Origin of the sequence: Desulfobacterium sp. N47 (assembly GCF_051233685.1) — a bacterium.
Classification (GTDB): Bacteria; Desulfobacterota; Desulfobacteria; order Desulfobacterales; family RPRI01; genus RPRI01.
Window position 1 is genome coordinate 1 of sequence record NZ_JBAMMY010000324.1, and the last position, 19819, is coordinate 19819.

The window sequence follows — 19819 nt, forward strand, 5'->3', positions numbered from 1 at the left end:
CTTTCGCCCTGTTTCGATCACAAGATGGCGGCTTGCTGCTGTTCCTGCTATTTAAATTCAGCCGGTTGACAAGCAGAGTTATTATCAGAATCAAAATCTCAAACATTGACTTCGAAGCCGGCGACATATCCTTATCTTCACTGATAATAATCTGTGCCTTTTCAATAGATGCTTCGATATCAATGTTTTCTATTGTCATTCGGTTTTCTTCCTTCAAGTGTCGTTTGTTAAAAACACTATAACACAGGTTTTAAAACCGATATTTTTTGCTCTGTAATCAACGCTGCCGCGTTAAAAAAAACAGACTGGAGAAGGGGCAATGTAACAGAATAAAATGCCCTTTAAATACACTATTATAAACTCATGCATAACAAATTTGCTCTGTACTCGTCCAACATTTATTTTAAGCAGTTTGCACGAAAAACCATGTCAAGTACTTTTTTACTTCTTTTCCATTTTTTTCGCTGAATAGTTACCATTTTTTTATCAGTGTATACTTCCATCCATTTCTCCGGGTAATTTATATTTATTATTTCATATGAGATCATATTACCGCTAAATACATTTGCAATACCGGAAATTGCATGATCATAAGGAATTATGTTTCCAAACTCTTTCATAATGTGTCTGAAACATATTTCATCGTGACACGATAAGGTTCTATACACTAATTCCAATAAATATATTACCTCAGATTTTGAGCAGTATTTATTCAGAGACATAGGCATCATTCCCACATATACAAATGGACTGTTTAATGACTATGAAAGCAGTAAAGGCTCACTTAACACAAAACAACTTACAGATAGCTTACAGATTGACAGAAAAGTTAATGGACTTTTTACAGGATAATTTATATAAATGTGCAAATAAAATTTATTTTACGGTTACAAATTTCAAATCTTAAATTATTGTTTTATTATCTTAATTTGGCTTAAAATCAAAATGGAATATGGAATATGCGTACAATATTTATATCAGGATTATTATTGTGTTGCAGTAATGTATTTATGACATTTGCATGGTATGGACATCTGAAGAATTTATCAAGCAAGCCATGGATAGCCGCAGCACTTGTCAGCTGGGGAATAGCGCTGTTTGAATATTTGATTCAGGTCCCTGCAAACAGAATCGGATACCGTGTGATGAATATCGGGCAGCTTAAAATTCTTCAGGAAGTCATAACACTTATGGTCTTTGTTCCATTTTCGGTTTTTTTTATGAAAGAGGACATCAGGCTGGATTATTTATGGGCCGGGCTTTGTATTCTTGGAGCTGTCTTTTTTATCTTCCGCCAAAAGATATTCGGTGCATAATACAACCGCTCTTCTTCGACTAAAGACTGCAAAGCAAACCACTTTTTTGCGGGAATGACAGAATTGGCAGCTTTGCAATTAACTTTAAGAATTAATTAATATTGCTTAAAAGAAATACGGAAAAACCCAATGAATAATGATCAACTGATAAAACTTTTGAATCAGTCTGAGTCACAGGAAGAACTCATTGAGCTGATTCATGAACTGCAATTGCGCCAGATTGAGCTCGATAAACAATACGAACAGCTTGGAAAGACCAATGAGGAGCTTGGTAAAAGATATAAAATATATTCGGATTTATATGAATATGCCCCGGTAGGATATATTACGCTTGATGAAAAAGGTAATATTCTCAAAATTAATTCCACAACTTCAAAATTGATTGGGGTTGAAACTTCAAAATTGATTGGGATTCCTTTTGACCGGTTTGTTGCTTCAGAATCTCTCCCGCATTTTAATCACTTTATTCAAAATGTTTTTATTAAAGAAACAAATGCGACCTGTGAACTTAAGATGAAAGTACAAGGAGAAAAGCAAATATATCTGCGCTTAGAGGGCACAAGTAGAATTACCGGTTTGAAATTGAAGAATCGTTGCCTTGCGGTTATCTCTGATTGTACTGCTCATATTGAAGCTGATAATGCTCTCAATGAGTATATGCAAAAACTTAGCAAACGTGTGAAGGAGCTGGACTGTCACTATAAGCTTTCCAGTCTGAAAAGCAATAGCCTGGCGGAGCTGCTTCAGCAAACTGTTGAAATTCTTCCTCCTGCCTGGCAGCATTCGGATAAAGCCTGTGCCCGCATCATCCTGGATGGACAGACGTATAAGACAAAAAATTTTCAGGAAACAATTTGGCGGCAAGCAAGCGACATCGTGATAAGCGGCAGGCGTAGCGGTGTTGTTGAGATCTTTTATACGGAACAAATATATCAAAGCAATGAGGATCCTTTTCTTATTGAAGGAAAAAATCTTCTTGATGTTATTGCTATAAGAATATCAAAAATTACTGAGCGTATCCGTGCAAAAGAAGCTTTAAGTAATGCTTTAAAAGCTTCGCAATTGCGCGAAAAAGAAATTGCAGCTCTTTTCCATAGTTCGCGGACTATCCTGAAAAACCAAAGCTTTCCTGATGTTGCACGTGCAATATTTGATTCCTGCAAAGAACTCATTGGGGCTTCTTCAGGATATGTCGCTCTTTTATCAATGGATGGAATTGAAAATGAAGTACTTTTTCTGGATTCAGGCGGCTTGCCATGTCATGTCGATTCTAAACTTCCTATGCCTATTCGCGGTCTCAGGGCCGAAGCTTATCTCACAGGAAAAACGGTATATGAGAATAATTTTTCGAAAAGCGATTTTATAAAATATATACCCCAAGGGCATGTCAGGCTTGACAATGTCCTGTTTTCTCCTTTAGCTATAGGGGATAAAGTAGTTGGTATTATGGGCATTGCCAATAAATCCGGTGGATTTACTGAAGATGATTCCAGAATGGCAACCTCCTTTGGCGAGCTGGCATCTATCGCGCTTATAAACAGCAGATCCATAGAAATCATAAATAAATTAAACCGGAACCTGGAGCAACGTGTTAAGGAGCGTACTGCAGAACTTCAAACCTCAAATAAGCGTCTTGAACATGAGATAGAAGAGCACCATAGAGCAGATAAAGATCTCCGAAACGCCCTTTCTGAAATAAAAAAACTGAAAGATCAGATAGAGGCCGAGAATATATATCTCCGCAAAGAAGTCAAAACACAGCATCAGTTTGCTGACATTATCGGCAATAGCGACAGCATGAAGCATACCATATATCTGTCGGAGCAGGTTTCTCGTACAAACACTACGGTTCTCATACAAGGCGAAACAGGCACAGGGAAAGAGCTGTTTGCTGCAGCCATACATAATTTAAGTCCTCGCAAGGACCGCCCGATGATAACTGTCAATTGCGCCGCTCTTCCTTCCAATCTGATAGAAAGTGAATTATTCGGAAGGGAAAAAGGTGCTTTTACCGGAGCTGATACTCTTCAGGTGGGCCGGTTTGAGATTGCAAACAACTCAACGCTTTGTCTGGATGAGATAGGAGAACTGCCGCTTGAAATCCAGGCCAAATTGCTTCGCGTAATTCAGTATGGTAAGTTTGAACGTCTTGGATCTTCCAAAACGATAAATGTAGATGTGCGTATCCTGGCAACAACCAACCGGAACCTCGAGGAAGAAGTAAAAAACGGCCGGTTCCGGCAGGATCTTTTTTACCGGCTTAACGTTTTTCCTATAACCGTACCTTCCTTGCGTCAACGCAATGGAGATATTCCCTTGTTAGTGCAGGCTTTTGTACGCAGATATGCAAGAAAATCCGGGAAAAAGATTGATTCCATCCCAAAGGAAACAATGAGGGCTCTTCAGGATTATGCCTGGCCGGGAAATGTTCGTGAACTTGAAAGCGTTATCGAAAGATCAGTAATCTTGTGCCTAGGGTCCACCCTTTATCTGGCAGACAAACTGGAGGTTGCATCACTTTCCTCATCATCCAATATTAGCAATCTTAAAGAAATGGAGCGAATGCATATAGTTAGGTCCCTTATGCTTGCCGGCTGGCGTATTAACGGAAAGAATGGAGCGGCCTCTATGCTAGGTATCCACCCAAGTACACTGAGAGCAAGGATGCATAAGCTTCAGATAAACCGGCCGGCTCCTGATAAATAATAATATCAATATGTTGATATTTAGCCATATATTGATACCATTCGAATTGGTATAATATACATAACTAATACTATATTTAACCTAATTTATTGTTATTAATAGATTATAATATATATCATTGATTTGCATACTTATGGCAGGAAAATTGCAAAAATTGAAATATAGATAAGAAATTAGTCATGTGAAAGGAGGTGAAAAAACCTATACTTGGTCTAACCGGGCTTAAGTCATACTGCTTCATTAACAGCAGAAAACATTAACAGAGCTGATTTATCAGCAACCGATCCACCGATGTCGTTCTAACATATATCTGGCATATAAACATGAAGTATTTACCAAAAACCCACTAAAATCACCGGAGGACAAAATGGATATTTCATGCATAAAAAAACTTGAATGCTATACCGGCTATCTTACAAAAAGTCCCTGCAGAGATTGCAAGTTTATAAAGAACCTACCGGCTTGTTCCGATGACTGCAAGATATTGAATCAGGTACAGGCGGATTTGGTTGGCATAATATCATGCTCAAATAATGTTTCAGAATTTGACACATTTTCAATCTCATACACTCAACCCTAAACCATATTTCAAATAAAAGCATAATGCATTATTAGCCTTGAACATTGCGATCTGTGCGGATGCCGGGTAACCGGCATTTCTGCCGTAAATTGTTATTTATAGCGTTTGTCAGAATAACGTTGGGGATTGCAGCATATTCCATTTTGTTAACGGAACAGATTTATGACAATTGCCATATAATAAAAGCATTAATTTATCTTGTTTAAAAGATCTGTGATTACATTGCACGCAAAGGCAGTACCGCCCTGTCTGTGCTTCATATATTCCTTGGCGGCAGTTTTTATTTTTTCACGGGATAGAGGATTGTCAATATGTTCGATCAGTATGTCTGCGGCTTCCTGCCGGTTTGTTGCAACCCTTATCAGTCCTTCATCTAAGATTTGTTGGCCTACCCATGAAAAATTATCCCAGTATGGTCCAATAACGGGAACTATTCCGCAGTCTAATGCTTCAATAAAATTCTGACCGCCTAAAGGGGCAAGACTGCCGCCTACAAAAGCAGCATTTGCATATTTATAAGCACAAATAAGCTCTCCGAAAGTATCCCACAGTATTACACTTTCTTCTACCGCCCGGTTTCTTGTTTTTGATCTGAGAGACCATTTTATATTCATGCGCTCAAGAGCTTTGCTCCAGTGTCTGTTTCTGTGTATATGACGTGGGAAAAGGCCTATTACCGTATCCGGCCTTCTTTTAAGAATATCAAGTATGAGTTTTTCGATAAGTGGCTCTTCTCCTTTTCTGATCGAGCCAAGCACTATAAAAGAAGTATTATGTTTAAATAATTCTACTATTGGATTTTTTATTAAAGGTTCAATTTCATTGTTGCCGAACCTGTCAAATTTAATATTCGGCATAACTTCTACAGATTCATTTCCAAATAAAACTGAAAACCGCTTGGCATCGCTTTCAGATATTGCATATATCATGTCGGGCTTGATTTTGTTCCAGAATGATTTCCAGAGCAGATATTTTTTCAAGCTTCTATCAGTTATTCTTCCGTTAATTATTATTGTTTTGCATCCGTATTTTTTAAGCGCCAGAAGATGTCCCGGCCATAGCTCGGATTCAAGAAGAACCATTATTTCAGGTCTGATTAAATTTACGGCTTTATTCATCAAGTCCGGTTGATCGAAAAAAAAGAAAGAGGTGTGCGCAGTAATATGTTTATCTTTGATTTGCTTTATTGAGCGTTCAAGAATATCAAAACCCTGCTTTGTGCCTGAAGTAAGCAGAATATTTACCGGCCGGTTGAATTTTAAATTTTTTAAAATCTCAACAGCTAAGTATGATTCTCCTGCTGAAGCTGCCTGAATCCAAAGATCTGCCTTTAAAGGCTTTTCTTTAAGTGTCCGCTGTGAAAAACCTTCGGCAAGCCTTTTATTAATCCGCAATAGAGGGATAACTATCTTCCAGCACGTATTATATATAAAGAAAGTAGTTTTTATGAGAAAATCAGATGGCATGCGCCAATTTTTCCTTTGTGCTGTGAACGTATAGTCAATATTTTATGAAATTATACCCATTCCCTTGAGTACGGAAAGTCACGGGTGTTTTCAATCCTTGCACAGGTCTTGTACAAATATCTAAAAATGAAAAAGCCTTTAAAGCTTATTTGCTCTAAAGGCTTGATTTCATTGGTGCCGAGGGGCGGAATTGAACCGTCGACACGCGGATTTTCAGTCCGCTGCTCTACCGACTGAGCTACCTCGGCCTGTTTAAAAACAGAAGTTCTTTCTATTTTATGCCTTCATTCTTGTCAACAATTTTTTGACCCATATCGCCAAAAAGAAACTGAATAAGGGTGCATGCCGATACGGAAGCGGTTTCAGCCCGTAAGATCCGGGGGCCAAGACCGGCTGTCAAGAAACCGCTTTCTTTGGCTTTTTCAATTTCACTAATTGTAAATCCTCCTTCAGGGCCAAGGATTATAAGAATCTTATTTATATCTTTTTGATGTGTTGCGGTCAGATTTTTTATATCAAGAAGGTTTTTTTCATTTTCCCAGAATATTATTTTAAGATCAAATTCCTGTTTGGATTCCAGAAGTTCTTTGAAAGAAACGGTCTTTTCTATTATTGTGGTTTTGGCCCGTTTACACTGTTTGGCAGCTTCTTTTGCAATGCTTTCCCACCTTTTTGAACGATTAAGAAGGCGTTTGTCATCCGGTCTTGAAACTGAGCGTTCCGATATAAAAGGTATCCATTTTGTGATGCCAAGTTCTGTCAGTTGACGGATGAGATTATCCATTTTAGCTTCTTTAAGAAAAGACTGGGCTACAATAATTTCAAGAAAAGATTCAACAGTCTGATTGGATTGGCCGACTACTGACACTTCAACTCTTGCAGAAGATACAGCAACTATTCTTGCTTTGTATTTTATTCCCGATTCATCAAAAAGTTCTATATGGTCTCCGGGTTTTAAACGAAGGACATTTATAATATGTCTTGCATCACTACCTTTTATTGCAGGGTTTTGTGATGCGATCTCGGATTGATCAATATAAAATAGTCTCATTGGATTCTTTTGACTTTAGTGAGCTTGTGACCAGTTTTCGCCTGATGAAATATTTACCTTAAGCGGAACTTTGAGAGTCCAGACATTTTCCATCATATTTTTAACAAGATCGCTGACCATATCAAGTTCATCAGGCGGTACTTCAAAAACAAGCTCATCATGAACGGAAAGAAGCATGGCGGCTTTCAATTTTTTTTCTGTGAATGCTTTGTCTATATTTATCATTGCAATCTTTATAAGATCAGCGGCTGTTCCCTGTATGGGAGTATTTACTGCTATGCGCTCTGCTGCCGCTATTACAATTTTGTTTGAGCTGTCTATATCAGGAAGAAGCCTTATGCGCCCTAAAAGTGTGGATGTTTTTTTGTTTACATGTGCATCACTAATTGTCTTATCGATAAATCTTTTTACTTCTTTGTATCTTGCAAAATAGTTGTTAATATAAGTCTGGGCCATTTTCTGGCTGATACCAAGATCCTTTGAAAGGCTGAAAGCGCTGATCCCGTACATAATGCTGAAATTTATCGTTTTTGCCTGATATCTTAATTCAGGTGTTATGAATTCGGGAAAAATCTGGAATATTTCAATCGCTGTTCTTGTATGGATATCTTCATCTTCCAGAAAAGCATTAATAAGTATTTCATCTTCAGCACAGTGGGCAAGGAGGCGAAGCTCTATCTGGGAGTAATCGGCGGAAAGAAGTTTCCAGCCTTTTTTGGGGACAAAAGCGCTTCTTATCTCTCTTCCTTCATCGGTTTTTACAGGTATATTCTGAAGATTGGGATTGGAACTGCTTAGCCTTCCGGTAGCAGTTACAGTCTGATTGAAGGATGTGTGTATCCTTTCCGTTTCCGGATCTGCAATTTCAAGCAATGCATCGGTATATGTTGATTTAAGCTTGGAAAGAGTCCTGTGCCTTAATACAAGCGCAGGAAGTTCATGGTTTTGTGCCAGTTCCGTAAGTACATCCACATCGGTTGAATACCCCGTCTTTTTTTTGGTTTTTTTCTTAACCGGAAGCATCAGCTTTTCAAAAAGAACCTCTCCAAGCTGCTGGGGTGATTTGATGTTAAAGGTCATTCCGGCAACAGAATAAATATTTTCCTCAAGATCTTCTATCTGCTGTTCAAAATGCTTTGAAAGTTCTGAAAGCCTGTTTCTGTCCACACATATTCCTTTTATCTCCATCTTCATAAGAACTGGGATAAGAGGCATTTCAATATTTTCAAAAAGATCTTTGAGTCCTATCTCCAAAAGCTTCGGGAAAAGCACATCGTGGGCCATTAGAGTAATATCAGCGTCTTCGCAGGCATACGAGACAGCTTTTTCCAGAGGAACATTGGAAAATCCTGATTCAGGTTTTTTCTTTCCCACTGTTTCTTCAAAAGTAATTTTTTTATGTCCTAGAAAATCAAGAGCTATCTGGTCAAGGTTGTGCGCCCGTTTCGAAGGATTGATAAGATAAGATGCTATCATCGTATCGGAATACACTCCGGCAATATCAATTCCATGGCGTTTTAATACTATCCAGTCGTATTTTATATTCTGGCCTATTTTTTTTATATCAGGATTTTCAAAAACGCCTTTAAGCATATTCAACGTTTCATTCATATCAAGCTGTTTGGGCACACCTTCATATTTGTGCGCAAGAGGAATATAAAACGCCTCGTTTGCTTTGAGTGAAACCGATATGCCTACAAGCTTTGCTTTTAATGGGTTTTCAGATGTTGTTTCCGTATCAAGTGCAAAATGATTTGCGGATTCCAGTCTTCTTAATAATTCGGAAAGTGATTTTATATTATCAATAATACTGTAATTTTTTCCTGAAAGATCCGAATGGCCAGAAAAGCTCTGCTGAAGCTGTCTGAATTCAAATTCCTGAAAAAGCTCAGATAATCTTGGGTTATCAGGATTTTTAAAACAAAAAGAGTCTATCTCAAAATTGATGGGAGCGTTTTTGTCTATTTCAACAAGCTTTCTGCTTAAATCAGCCTGTTCTTTAAATTGCACCAGATTTTCATACTGCTTTTTTTTGGTAATGGAATCAATATTATCATAAAGATTTTTCATGCTTCCGAAAGTTTTTATCAGATCAAGAGCTGTTTTGGGGCCGATTCCCGGAACTCCCGGAACATTATCCGAGGTATCTCCTGAAAGTCCCATCACATCAATCATTTGTTCGGGGATAAGACCAAAATCTTTCCTGAAAGCATCTAAATCGGTTATCTTGTCTTTCATGGGATCCCAGATGATGGATTTATCCGTAACAAGCTGTAGAAAGTCTTTGTCTCCGGTTACCATAACCACTGAAAAGCCTGACTCTTCGGCCTTGCGAGCAAGAGTTCCTATGATATCGTCTGCTTCATATCCTTGAATTTCAATAACAGGCAGGTTAAAAGCTTTTGTGATTTCCTTTATAAATGGGATCTGTACCTGTAAATCTTCAGGCATGGGAGGACGGGTCGCCTTATAATCTTTAAAAATATCATGTCTGAAAGTAGGGCCTTTGGCATCAAAAACCATAACCACATATTTGGGCGCCCAGTCTTCTATAAGCTTTATTAAAATGCGGGTGAATCCGAAAATTGCATTAGTTGGAAATCCTTTGGAATTGGAAAGATTTCTTATCGCATGGTATGCGCGGTAGATATAGGCGCTTCCATCAATAAGAAACAGGGTTTTATCTAAATCCTTATTTTTTATTTCTGTGGAACAAACCATATGTTCAAGCTCCAAAGCAGGTTGACAGAGAATGATTGCTGTAATAGTTAACAAACTAAATTGATAGTCTTACCATGTTGCATTCAAAGAGGTAGCAAGATGGCAAAAGGTTTTCCTGCTGGCGTATATGTAATGCACCGAGGAGAGCCTTTGGAGCCAACGTAGTTAGAACTTAAATGCGGCTTGGTATCAAACTCCATGGGCAACAGTTTAAATGCAAATGAAAAAAATTAAAAAATGAAAGAAAATAAGTTAACATACAGAGAAAAACGCCGCAAGGCAAAAGAAAGCAATTGTTATTGCTGCAGGAAGGAAGCCCCGTTTTGCTGGAGGTGCAGGTGCGGTTTTGCCATATGCCAGAACTGCATGGAAGAAAATTTCTGGGGAATGTCATGCAATGGAATTACATGGCAATGCCCAGACTGCGGCAGCCAGAACGGTTTAGGTAATCAGTAATTAAATAGGCCTGGTTTGTTCTCGATTGCACAAATTGATCCTAAAATTTTAATATGTAGCTTACCAGAATCTCAGTAAATCGTGGGAGATTATATTCAGCGGAGATTCATTAATATTTCCCCTGCGGTTCTGTATATAAGCGTTTTTTAAACCTTCATAAGGTTCCAGAGAAGCTTTTTTAAATGCTTCATAATCTCCGATTTTAAAAGATGTTTTATTAACCACTTCGTAACCAGTTACACCTATCGACAGCTCAAGCGGTTCAATATATGAAACCGGGTTTAAGAATCTATCTCCAAACATGCCGATAGAATCCTTAAGAGTGGAAGGTCCGAAAAATGGCCAGACAAGATATATTCCATCTCCTATACCATAAGAAGCAAAAGTCCGTCCAAGGTCTTCCTTTCCCTCCTTTAACCATGTATAATTATTTGCTGCATCATCAAAACCTAAAACTCCCTGGGTGCTGTTTATTATAAATCTTAAAAGCTCATGGCCTGCAAGTACGATTCTACCCTGAAGGATACAGTTTGTAAAACGAATGGGCATTTTAATGTTATAAAAAAAATTTTCCACCCCGGTTCTGACAATAGTCGGAGTTATATAAAGATAAGCTTGCGTAACCGGTTTTAAAGCCCAGAAATACATTTTGTCATTAAAATGGAACATGCAGAAATTCCAATAATATAAAGGATCTGCAATGCTTATGTTTATTTCGTTGTCGGTATTTTCTTCTTTTAAAAAATCCGGATCATTATCTAAAAATTCCTGATCGGAATTACCCGAATCCAATGCAATTAAAATTGATCCGTGTTCATCTTCCGTTGATGCCTGAATTGCCGGATCGTATGCAATCAGAGAATTTGCAGAGAAGAAAAATATAAGAATAGCAATGATGGCTGTTGCTGATTTGTTCATAATATTTTTTATCCTTTTTCCTGCTCCTTAAGCTTCTTGCTAAGCCGTTTTATAAGTTCATCAGGGGTTTCCTTTGATAAAATATCATTGAACTGAGATCTGTAATTCTGAACCAGGCTTATGCCCTCAATTTTTACATCATATACTTTCCATTCATTATCTTTAAGTATCATGCTGTAGTTTACCGGTATTTCTTCATTTGCCCGTTTTATTTTTGTATTTACAATAGCCTTGGTATCGGAAATAATTTCCTGATTAACATAGTTTACTTTTTCACCTTTATATTCTGACTGAATCTTATCAAGGTAAGCATTACCGAGCACTTCCGAAAACATCTCAGTGAATTCTTTTCTTTGCCGGGGAGAAAACTTTTTCCAGTTTGAGGCAAGGGTCCTTCCGCCAAGTTCAGTAAAATCAAAGGCTTTACGTATTATTTCCCACATTTTATCACGCTGCTCTTTTCTTTGAGAAGCATCTTTATATTTAGGGTCTTTTAAAAGACCTAATCCCTGATCGATGGGGCCTTTTAGTGAATTTAACGGGCTTAAATCAGAAGAAAATGAAACAGATGCAAAAAGTATTAATACCAGAAAAACCATTATTTTTTTCACGTAGTTCTCCTCCCAAACATTAAATGCATATTTTTACCAAATCATCCGGTCTGGCTTACACTTTGCCAAAAACATATTTGCTTATGAGTTCTTCAATATCTATTGCTGATTGTGTTTCGGTAATAGTATCGCCTGATTTCAATATTGTATCGGAACCTCCCGGAGAGATACTGATATATTTATCTCCGATCAAACCGGATGTTTTTATTGAAGCAATAACATCATCTGTAAGAATAATATCTTTGTTTATTTTCAATTTAACAAGTGCTCTGTCATCCTTATCCAGATAAACGTTATCAATAGTGCCGATTTTGACCCCTGCCATTTCAACCTGCGAGCCTTGTTTTAATCCTGAAACGGACTTGAATTTTGCTTTGACTGTGTAAGTGTTGTCACCCAGAAGCTCCATTTTACCAAGTTTGATGGTAAGGTATCCTACGCAGATGAGTCCGATCAAAAAAAATATTCCAACCGAAGTTTCTATTGATTGCTTTTTCACATTTCCTCCGACACACTATCATAAAGCATATTTTACTTAGTAATTTTTTTATCCTGTTGTATACATCCATTATCATTTCCGGTATAAAGCCCCTGAATAAACTCCTTAACCGCATGATCCGAAGATTGGGCTAATTTTTCGGGAGTTCCCTCAAAAAGTATGCAGCCATCATTTAACATAGCGACCCGTTGAGAGATATGAAAAATATCAGGTATATCATGGCTTACCACAACTCCGGTAAACCCGAATTTCAGTTGATAATTCGATATCATTTCATGAACCGATTTTTTACGTATAGGATCAAGGCCGGTTGTCGGCTCATCGAATAAAACAGTTTCCGGATCGGTGACAAGAGCTCTTGCAAGAGCCACTCTTTTTTTCATTCCTCCGGAAAGCTGTGAAGGATATTTTTCATCTATGTCGTTAAGATCGAGCTGATCCATTTTATCTTTTACCCGTTTGTTTATCTCTGAATCGGATAAACGGGTTGTTTCCTTAAGCGGCAAGGCGATATTTTCATAAATAGTTAAAGAGTCAAAAAGGGCAGTTCCCTGAAACATGTAGCTGCATTTTCTTTTCAGGGCTTTTCTCTCGGCTTTTTTCATATCCGATACAGGGCGGCCATCAAAAAGTATGATTCCCGAATCCTGTTCAATAAGTCCAATAATATGTTTTAAAAGCACACTTTTTCCACCGCCGCTTTTACCTATTATTGTTGTGATTTCGCCTTTATAAATACTGAGATTAGCACCGGTTAAAACATGGTTTTCACCAAAACTCTTATATACGTTTTTAAATTGAATAAAAGGTTCTCTCATAAAGCCTACAGCAACAATGATGTTAACACATAATCCGTTATAAGAATAGTTACACAGGAAATTACAACAGCTGAAGTTGTTGAAAGGCTGACGCCTTTTGCGCCGAATCCTTCTTTCCTGGTGTGTGTATAATAGCCCTGAAAGCAGCATACCGTCACAATAACAGCCGCAAAAACGAGTGATTTAATAAAACCTCCGGTTACATCCGCCATCTCGACACTGGTTTCAATGCGTGAAAAGTATATGCCGCCGCTTATGCCAAGCAGAAGAGAACCCGAAATATATCCGCCTATAATACCGACAACATCAAAAAGGGCGGTAAGAAGCGGCATGCTTATAAGCGCAGCAGCCAGCTTGGGGCTTACAAGAAAACGCAGAGGATTGATGTCCATAGTATCAAGAGCGTCTATTTCTTCGGATATACGCATAATGCCGACTTCAGCAGCTATAGCAGAGCCTGCTCTACCCGTAACCATAATGGCAGCAAGCACCGGGCCAAGTTCTCTGATAAGTGAAAGCGCTACAACTGCACCCAGAAATCCTGCCGAGCCGAATTTTACAAGTGTATGGTAACCCTGAAGACCAAGCACCATACCCGTAAAAGCCCCGGTAAGACATATTACAAATACCGATTTTGATCCGATAAAATGGATTTGCTGAAGTATTTTTTTAATTTGAAAAGGGAAAGAAAACATTAAATAAAAACTCTTGGAAAAGAAAATAGCTATTCGTCCCATTTCCTGGATTACAAATATTATCCATTTTCCAAGAGCAGTAACCGGGTTTATCAAAACAGATAACTGCGACATAATAACAAACCTTATATCAGCAAGAAGCATTGCATAACATCTGATGTGGTATATATGTGTTATTCGCTGTTCTTGCAGCTAGAATTTGCGGTAAAAAAATTACTGCTTTTAGCGTTTTTGATTAAAAACCGCGTTTGAATTTTGTATGACGGATAGTAACACGATAAAAAAGCGGGTGTCAATGATGATAAATATTTTGATGATAAGAAATTTACGGATTAAAATAAGCTGTTTTTTTGGTATTAAATAAAAAGATAATATCAGGAGTTAGGCGATTACCAGGAATACGGGAGCTGTTTATTGATGGTAATCTGTTTGTTTTTTACACTTATATAGCCACCGTATATAAGATCTTTGAAAATCCGGCTGACCATCTCTCTTGATGAGCCGGTCATGTTTGCAATCTCCTGATGAGTCAGTTTATCTTCAATACGTTGTTTATTGCCATAAGGTTCGGCAAGATGTACAAGAAGTCTTGCAACACGGCCATATACATCCATTAAAGCAAGACTTTCTATTTGTTTATTTGCCTCGCGAAGCCTTTTTACAACTCCGATAAGCAGATTAAATGCAAGGTTAGGATTTGTAGATAAAATATCTCTTATACCTTCTCTTGAGATAATCAGAACTTCGGTGGTTTCTCTTGTAATGATGCTGGCGGATCTGTGTTCACCATCTATAAAGGCGAGTTCGCCAAAATATTCTCCGGGTCCGAAAATCGAAAGTATAACTTCTTTTCCATTCTCATCGGTTATGATTGCTTTAACTTTGCCGCTTGAAATAATATAAAGAGAATCGGTTTTGTCACCTTCATTTATCAAAAGAGAGTTTTTTGGAAAAACTCTCTTAATAGCAACGCTGTTAAGCTCAAAAAGCTCGTCCTCATCAAGGCAGGAAAAAATCGGTATATTTTTTAATATGTGTGTAGGCTGCACGTTTAATCATTCCGATAAAATTTAATTATTAAAACAAAGAAAAAAATGGATTAATAGTATGTAATATTTTGAAACGGCAAACTATTTGAAACGGCAAACTAATTGTTAAAACTAAAATCTTGAAATACGGTTATAAGAAATTACCAATAATTGCAAGCTGATTCTAATGAAACATTTCATGCTTGTCAATAACTATGGACTTTTTTCAGCCCGGTAATTTTAACTGGCTGCGAGTTTTTTTAATAATGAAATAATTTCCCATGAAAAGCCTTCCTTGCGGCACGGAAGTATGGAATTATTTGTGAATATCGGATCTGACCTGAGATCATAACGTGAACAAAGAACTGCCTTTTCCCAGAGTGCAGTATGAGGGATTGGAGAATAGTATACCGGAATTGCAGTGATTTGGTTCTCTATAACTTTTTTTATCGATTCAATTACGTTTCTTTCATCCTGGTCCGGAAGCCCGGCCAGAAGGTAAGCTCCGATTTGTTTTTTTGAAAACCCGGCTTCTTTTAAACCTATAAGAGCATGTTCAAATTCAAGTTTGGAAACCTTACTGTCAAGCCTGCTGTTATCAAAAATAGTGGTTTCAAGTCCAAGCCTTAGTGTTTCAAAGCCTGCTTTAAACATGAGCGTCGCTGTCTTTTTCGATATTTCTCTTATGTGAAGGGCATTCGGTGTATGAAATCGAACTTTGATGCCTGTTTTTATTACTCCTTCGAGTACAGGTATTGCGTGATTTTCGGCATCTATAAGAAATGCGTCGTCGTAGATTGCAAAATCGACTACTTTATGTTTTTTATGCCAGTATGTTATTTCATTTATTAAGGATTCGGGACTTCTGAGGATTCGTTTCCTGTTAAGATAAGCGGATGCGCAGTATGGACATGAAAAAGGACAGCCCTTTGAGGAAAGAAGAGGAATAAAAGCTATTTTGCTTTCAAGATCGAATGCAGGATAAGGATAGGAATCCAGCTGCTCCGGATCAAATTTTATACTATTTGAAAATCCGGTATATTCTTTTACAAGTTCAAGAATAATTTTTTCTCCATCTTGTGTAATAACTTTATCAGCGCCTGAATATTTTAAGGCATGATCATGGCATAAAGAGGCATATATTCCTCCGAGTACAATCGGAGCAAAAGGGTAAGTTTCTCTGACAATGCCTATTGTTTCAAATACTCCGGGATACCAGTAAGTCATATGAGAAGTAATAAAAACTATGTCGGGTTGTTTTGCATCAAGCAGGTCTTTTCTGAACCATTGTTCAGGTATTCCATATCGTGAATAATTTCTTTGGATATCAAAAAGGCATTCCGGTTTGGGGATGCGGGTTTTAAGATAGGAGCCCCTACCGTCTGCTTTTGAAGAAACGGTTTTACTCAGATTCGGATGAAACCTGTTCAAGCAGTCAATATATGTTATGTTGCATCCGTGAGTTTTTAATATCGAGGCAAGATATAAAAGACCTATAGGTTTAGCCCAGTAATCATAAGCTGCAAAATCGTGTATCCACGGGTTTATCAGTAAAATATTTGGTGAGTCTGAAATCAAAGGGAAAATGTTTTAGTCAACTTTCATTTTCTGTTGAAAAGTATTTCATGGATGTTTTTTTTAACTCTTTGCGGCTGAATAAAACGGTATAGTTTTTTACGCCCGTTGTTTCCGACATTTTACGAATTGTTTCCAAACAGGATTTTTGGGTTTTAGCATGGACCATGGTATAAAGATTATATGGCCAGTTTTTTGCCGGATTCCGACGGTAACAATGTGAAACCTGTCTGAATGAGGCAAGCTTTTTACCGACTTCATCAACAATATCTTCGCCAACCTCCCAGGCCGCCATAGCATTTGCCTCAAAACCTGAGTTCTGATGACAAAGAGTTGCTCCAAAACGCCTTATCACGCCTTTTTCCAAAAGCCGGTTAAGAGTTTCAAGAAAAATTTTTTCCGTAATATTCAGCTGCTTTGCTAATTTGGCGTACGGCCGTTTTATAACAGGCATATCTGACTGTATCGAAGCAATAATTTTTTTCTCTAGTTCTGTAAGCATAGTATTATATCAGAAAAAGCCACAAATACCCTGGCTGGTGATTCTTGTTTTAGCCGATATCATTGTTCTTTCGGGCGTCCAAACTTTTCAAGCAAATTTCCACTTGAACTGAAAGATATGGTGTTAGTACCATAAAAAATACCGTCCAGTAAAATCTTCCCGTTTATTTTAAACTCAATTTTTTTATTCCCGTTTTTTGAACCGGGAATAAAAGCCTTTATTATTGCAGAGATCAGATCGAATGAGTTCGAGTGAACTTCAAGAGGTACAAGTGCTGCACCTCGTATTGGAATTGAAACTTTTTCATCCGAGACCGCAGAAGCTATATGCTGCCCTTCCATTTCCACATCATATTCGATATGTTTAATGTTAAATGGTACAATATTTGGATTGTACACTTCAAGATTTAATCTGAAAACAGCTTCAAGATTTTTTATTTTCTTAATTTGAACACTGTTTATATGAACTTCAGGCTGTTTTAAAAGTTTTCCGCAGCTGAAACAAGTGAGCAATAATATAAATAAGCAAAATGTCCTAAGGGCCGGTAATGCGGGATATTTTAACATTGAGTTCTGTCTTCGCCATTTAATAAATATGCAAAATAAATCCAATATGATTATGAGAACTTGTATTATGTTATTATATGCAGGTCAATAATTTTTATTCGGTGAATGAAACCCTTTCAATTCGGGCGGTATTTCCTAAAATTCATATCTTGCACCTGCATATCCCGGTATAATCTGATCGCCGAATGCTTCTTTTAACATCTGTGTTGCTGTGTTTCCTGTGCAGTGACAGGGAAACAGCAGGACCGGTGCAAATGACTGCAAAGCTGATATGGTCTTATCGAGTCGCAGTTTATCAGCGTTAAGCAGATGAAAACCTCCCATAACCGAAAGTATCTTTGATCCTTTATTTAAGCGTGATATCTGATTTAAAGTATTTATAAGTCCGGAATGGCAGCAGCCAACAAACACAGCTATGCCTTTTTTTGTCTTAATCCACAATGCAAGATCATCATCAATGTTATCTTTTCGCATACCCTGCGGATCCAGGAAAAACGGCCCGCCGGTATCCTCGTATGCTGTTTCTCTTTGTATGGGACATGCAACGCCTGTTTTTTCATTGATCAATACTGACTTTGAAACCCAGTGGATATTATGTGAAGGCAGACCATCAATGGCCGCCATTGATTTTTGCGGCATCCGGATCGGCCTTGCCGAGCCGTCCCTTACTACGTAGCGGGGCCTCATAATCCCAGGATGGCAATAGACAACAGTTTTTTGAGAATTTTTCAGCACCTCGAAAACACCGTTGGTATGATCACAGTGCCCATGGCTTAATACAAGAATATCGGTCAGGCCCAGGTCTATCCCCAACCTGTCCGCATTATGAAGCAAAGCATCTCCCATACCGGTATCAAACAGAATCCTTTCTTTTTCTGTCTCTATCCATAAAGAAAAACCATGCTCGGATAACAGCCCTTCAGAAGCCCGGTTATCAACTAATATTGTAATTTTAATTTCCATTAAAACAACCTTTTATTTTTAAGTTCTATCGGCAGGTTTTACTTCTATTATGTGTTCACAATAGCCATCACCTGCCGGAATTGATTTTCCGATGCTGTATTTCAAGTCAGGGTTCAATTCTTCCACAACTGTTTTTTCCATGGTAGTATGAGCCAGACACATTTTGGGGTCTGTAAAATTTAACGGACAATGATCGGCTCTGATTACTGCCCTGGTCCTGGTAAGTTCTGTGAGGCCGGTATCGTTTTTGCCCCATGTCATTGTTTCGAATATCCTTAATATAAACCATGTTACAGATTCAAGATCACATTTATCCAATCGGTTTTTTGCCCTTTTTGCTATATCAAAACCATATTGACGGCTCATCCCGGATATAATTTCCAGGCCCTGATCACCAAATTTTTGGTATATAAAATCATAATTGTTTCTAAGCCTTGAGTATAAACCGCTCACAGCGCTTCTGTATATCTGTTCAAGAGAGCGTTTGTTCTTTTCTTCCATACTTTTTTCAGCTGCTTCAGTCATGCAGAACCTCTTTTGTCATGGCAACAAGTCTTATTGCTCCTGTTTTTTTCAACTGCCTGAAATTTACTCCTTCGCTGATATATTTCAAAGCAGTATTTTGATCCGTAACTATGCTGCCGGAAATGATATCAAACCCAAAATCAAAAAACACTTCGCTCATCGGGGTTGTTGGCCCCAAAAGCATTTTCATACTGTTTTTAGGACATAATTCCAATAAATTCTGCAATGTATGATTAATTAATGATGTTGCAGATATGGCTATTATATCGGATTGCGGCAGATATTTTTCTGCGCTGTCTTCAGGATAATCACCTTCTATAACTCTCTTTTCGATAACCCAGAGATTTTTAGCCACTTTCTTCAAAGCATCTGTGAACGGGAAATGACCTATAACGGAAATGTTTTTGTTAACCCCGTTTTTTAATAAAATATCTCCTGCATTTATGCTGACAATTTTTGATTTATCTGCTTCGATCAGAGAATTGATCGCTGCAAGGCCTAAAGTGGCTTTTGATGGATCACCGGAATAAGAATATTGTGCAAGCTCCATGGCAGTCATATCCGTAAATGATGCCGGAGGGCTTTCTTCGACCCCTTCATGTACACAGTGTTCCCCTGTCATTGTTGATGAAAGCCCGCAAGATCTGCTCACAACCGCGGTCCAGTGCAAGCCTCTTCTTACTTCTTTTATTTGGGCATCTAAATTTAATTTGTCAATAATTGCCTGTAAAATATATTGCCCGTTATTGCTTTTAAGGCTGCAATCTTTAGCTATATCTTTATTCAACTTATTTAATTCCTTTTATATTTATAAAGATGCAAT

At 37.9% G+C, this 19819-nt stretch carries 19 protein-coding genes and 1 tRNA gene; 2 read left to right on the top strand and 18 right to left on the bottom strand.

The window, feature by feature from the left end; genetic code table 11:
* Together VXK47_RS20585 and VXK47_RS20590 are read right to left on the bottom strand one after the other, a co-directional pair.
* A partial coding sequence (locus VXK47_RS20585; RefSeq protein ID WP_435550666.1) for a DUF6444 domain-containing protein occupies positions 1-199 on the bottom strand: 199 nt, incomplete at its 3' end.
* 199 nt (positions 200-398) lie between these two features.
* The gene (locus VXK47_RS20590) at positions 399-620 is read right to left on the bottom strand and encodes a hypothetical protein (protein WP_435550667.1); all 222 of its coding nucleotides are present in this window, start codon (positions 618-620) and stop codon (positions 399-401) included.
* A gap of 339 nt (positions 621-959) precedes the next feature.
* Here VXK47_RS20590 and VXK47_RS20595 point away from each other — a divergent pair, with 339 nt between their 5' ends.
* On the top strand, positions 960-1316 hold the full coding sequence (locus tag VXK47_RS20595; RefSeq protein ID WP_435550668.1) for a DMT family protein: 357 nt from the start codon (positions 960-962) through the stop codon (positions 1314-1316).
* A 129-nt stretch (positions 1317-1445) separates the two neighbouring features.
* Positions 1446-4022 carry a sigma 54-interacting transcriptional regulator gene (locus VXK47_RS20600; RefSeq protein ID WP_435550669.1) on the top strand — a complete coding sequence of 859 codons (2577 nt, stop codon included), beginning with the start codon at positions 1446-1448 and terminating at the stop codon, positions 4020-4022.
* Between the two features lie 768 nt (positions 4023-4790).
* On the opposite strand, the gene VXK47_RS20605 is transcribed toward VXK47_RS20600, so the two are convergent.
* From VXK47_RS20605 to VXK47_RS20680, 16 genes are all read right to left on the bottom strand, one after another.
* Positions 4791-6068, bottom strand: coding sequence for a 3-deoxy-D-manno-octulosonic acid transferase (locus tag VXK47_RS20605; protein ID WP_435550670.1), 1278 nt, complete (start codon positions 6066-6068; stop codon positions 4791-4793).
* 172 nt (positions 6069-6240) lie between these two features.
* Positions 6241-6316, bottom strand: a tRNA-Phe gene (locus VXK47_RS20610).
* Between the two features lie 23 nt (positions 6317-6339).
* Positions 6340-7119, bottom strand: coding sequence for an RsmE family RNA methyltransferase (locus VXK47_RS20615; RefSeq protein WP_435550671.1), 780 nt, complete (start codon positions 7117-7119; stop codon positions 6340-6342).
* A gap of 15 nt (positions 7120-7134) precedes the next feature.
* A complete protein-coding gene (polA, locus tag VXK47_RS20620; RefSeq protein WP_435550672.1) occupies positions 7135-9840 on the bottom strand; it encodes a DNA polymerase I in 2706 nt (901 codons plus the stop codon).
* Between the two features lie 516 nt (positions 9841-10356).
* Positions 10357-11214, bottom strand: a complete 858-nt coding sequence (locus VXK47_RS20625; RefSeq protein WP_435550673.1) for an MlaA family lipoprotein — start codon at positions 11212-11214, stop codon at positions 10357-10359.
* Between the two features lie 8 nt (positions 11215-11222).
* A complete protein-coding gene (locus VXK47_RS20630; RefSeq protein ID WP_435550674.1) occupies positions 11223-11825 on the bottom strand; it encodes an MlaC/ttg2D family ABC transporter substrate-binding protein in 603 nt (200 codons plus the stop codon).
* 55 nt (positions 11826-11880) lie between these two features.
* Positions 11881-12324 (bottom strand): outer membrane lipid asymmetry maintenance protein MlaD, encoded by a 444-nt coding sequence (gene mlaD, locus VXK47_RS20635; protein ID WP_435550675.1) that lies wholly within the window; start codon positions 12322-12324, stop codon positions 11881-11883.
* Between the two features lie 32 nt (positions 12325-12356).
* Positions 12357-13142: an ABC transporter ATP-binding protein gene (locus tag VXK47_RS20640; protein WP_435550676.1), complete on the bottom strand. Its 786-nt coding sequence runs from the start codon at positions 13140-13142 to the stop codon at positions 12357-12359.
* A 5-nt stretch (positions 13143-13147) separates the two neighbouring features.
* Entirely contained in the window at positions 13148-13951 is an 804-nt protein-coding gene (locus tag VXK47_RS20645; RefSeq protein ID WP_435550677.1) for an MlaE family ABC transporter permease, read from the bottom strand.
* A gap of 275 nt (positions 13952-14226) precedes the next feature.
* On the bottom strand, positions 14227-14886 hold the full coding sequence (locus VXK47_RS20650) for a Crp/Fnr family transcriptional regulator (protein ID WP_435550678.1): 660 nt from the start codon (positions 14884-14886) through the stop codon (positions 14227-14229).
* A gap of 219 nt (positions 14887-15105) precedes the next feature.
* Positions 15106-16443 (bottom strand): B12-binding domain-containing radical SAM protein, encoded by a 1338-nt coding sequence (locus tag VXK47_RS20655; protein ID WP_435550679.1) that lies wholly within the window; start codon positions 16441-16443, stop codon positions 15106-15108.
* A gap of 16 nt (positions 16444-16459) precedes the next feature.
* Complete coding sequence (ahbB, locus tag VXK47_RS20660) at positions 16460-16942, bottom strand: siroheme decarboxylase subunit beta (RefSeq protein ID WP_435550680.1); 483 nt, start codon at positions 16940-16942, stop codon at positions 16460-16462.
* A 59-nt stretch (positions 16943-17001) separates the two neighbouring features.
* Entirely contained in the window at positions 17002-17508 is a 507-nt protein-coding gene (locus VXK47_RS20665; RefSeq protein WP_435550681.1) for an LEA type 2 family protein, read from the bottom strand.
* 135 nt (positions 17509-17643) lie between these two features.
* Positions 17644-18471 (bottom strand): MBL fold metallo-hydrolase, encoded by an 828-nt coding sequence (locus VXK47_RS20670; RefSeq protein ID WP_435550682.1) that lies wholly within the window; start codon positions 18469-18471, stop codon positions 17644-17646.
* A gap of 18 nt (positions 18472-18489) precedes the next feature.
* Positions 18490-18996 (bottom strand): hypothetical protein, encoded by a 507-nt coding sequence (locus VXK47_RS20675; protein ID WP_435550683.1) that lies wholly within the window; start codon positions 18994-18996, stop codon positions 18490-18492.
* Positions 18989-19783, bottom strand: coding sequence for a Rossmann-like domain-containing protein (locus tag VXK47_RS20680; protein ID WP_435550684.1), 795 nt, complete (start codon positions 19781-19783; stop codon positions 18989-18991). Before VXK47_RS20680 ends, VXK47_RS20675 begins: the two co-directional genes overlap by 8 nt.
* Positions 19784-19819: the final 36 nt, after the last annotated feature.